The organism is Polynucleobacter sp. UK-Kesae-W10 (assembly GCF_018881575.1).
Lineage (GTDB): Bacteria > Pseudomonadota > Gammaproteobacteria > Burkholderiales > Burkholderiaceae > Polynucleobacter.
Window position 1 is genome coordinate 1 of the sequence record NZ_JACVQB010000010.1, and the last position, 1693, is coordinate 1693.

The 1693-nt window shown below is 50.0% G+C and carries 1 protein-coding gene; it reads left to right on the top strand.

Translation table 11 applies throughout. The annotated features are described in order from the left end of the window. Nucleotides 1-1693, top strand: a 1693-nt coding sequence (locus tag ICN24_RS10260) for an S-layer family protein (protein WP_255532652.1), incomplete at both ends; no start/stop codon positions are given.

Consider the following 1693-nt stretch of genomic DNA (forward strand, 5'->3'; position numbering starts at 1 on the left):
TTGGCATCACCATCACCGGCACCTATGCTAAGAGCACTACGATTACCCCAACAGCCTTTACGACTAATGGCCTAGTCAATAGCGAAACCATTACTGCCATTAGTAGCGCTACTGTTAATAATGCCAACGTAGCGGGTAACGGCACGAACTACGTCACCGGCATCACGATTAGCGGCGGTACCGCTTCCATGAGCAACTACGCCATTACTACTGCGTACAACGCAACATCTGGCACTACTCAAAATACTGCCACGATCAATGCTAAAGCGTTGACGGTGACTGGTAGTACTGTTGCCAATAGAGCTTATGACGGCACCTATGCTGCAACAGTTACTGGCGGCTCATTGGTGGGCGTTATTAGTGGCGATACCGTGACCTTGACCCAGGCTGGTAACTTTGGTCAGACTGGAGTGGGGAACGCGATTGCAGTTACTGCCAATGACAGTATTGCTGGCACATCAGCCGGTAACTACAGCTTGACGCAGCCAACATTAGCTAGCGCCAATATTACTAAGGCGGCCCTAGGTATCACGCTTACTGCTACTTATGGCGCTTCAACTACTGTTACCCCAACAGCCTTTACAACCAATGGCCTAGTCAATAGTGAAACGATTACTGCCATTAGTAGCGCTACTGTTAATAATGCCAACGTCGCTGGTAACGGCACGAACTATGTAACCGGCATCACTATCAGTGGCGGTACTGCTTCTATGAGCAACTACGCCATTACTGCTGCTTACAACACCACAGCAGGTACCACTCAAAATACCGCCACGATCAATCAGCTGGGCTTAACGGTGACTGGTAGCACCGTTGCGAATAAGAATTACGACGGTAGCAGAACTGCATCTGTAACTGGTGGCTCATTGGTGGGTGTGATTAGCGGTGATACCGTCACCTTGACGCAGGCGGGCACCTTTAGCCAAGCCGGCGCAGGGAATGGCTTGACCGTTACTGCAACTGATACGCTTGGTGGTGGATCTGCTGGCAACTACAGCTTGACCCAGCCAACATTAGGTACTGCCAATATTGCCAAAGCAGCCTTAGGCATCACGATTGCTGGCACCTATAACGGCTCAACCAGCATTACCCCAACAGCCTTTACGACTAATGGCCTAGTTAATAGTGAAACCATTACTGCGATTAGCAGTGCTACCGTCAATAGCGCCAACGTAGCTGATAACGGCACTAACTATGTGACTGGTATCACCATCAGTGGTGGTACTGCGTTGATGAATAACTATGCTATTACTGCTGCGTACAACACCACGGCAGGTACCACTCAAAATACCGCCACGATTAACGCGAAAGCGTTGACAGTGACTGGTAGCACCGTTGCGAATAAGAATTACGACGGCACTAGAACGGCAACCGTGACTGGTGGCTCATTAGTTGGCGTGGTGTCTGGTGATACGGTGAGCCTGACTCAAGCAGCTACCTTTAGCCAAGCCGGGGCAGGTAATGGCTTAACCGTCACAGCTGCCGATACTATTGATGGCGCATCGGTTGGTAATTACAGCCTGACTCAACCCACCTTAGGTACAGCCAACATTGCTAAGGCTGCTCTTGGCATCACCATCACCGGCACCTATGCTAAGAGCACTACGATTACCCCAACAGCCTTTACGACTAATGGCCTAGTCAATAGCGAAACCATTACTGCCATTAGTAGCGCTACTGTTAATAATGCCAA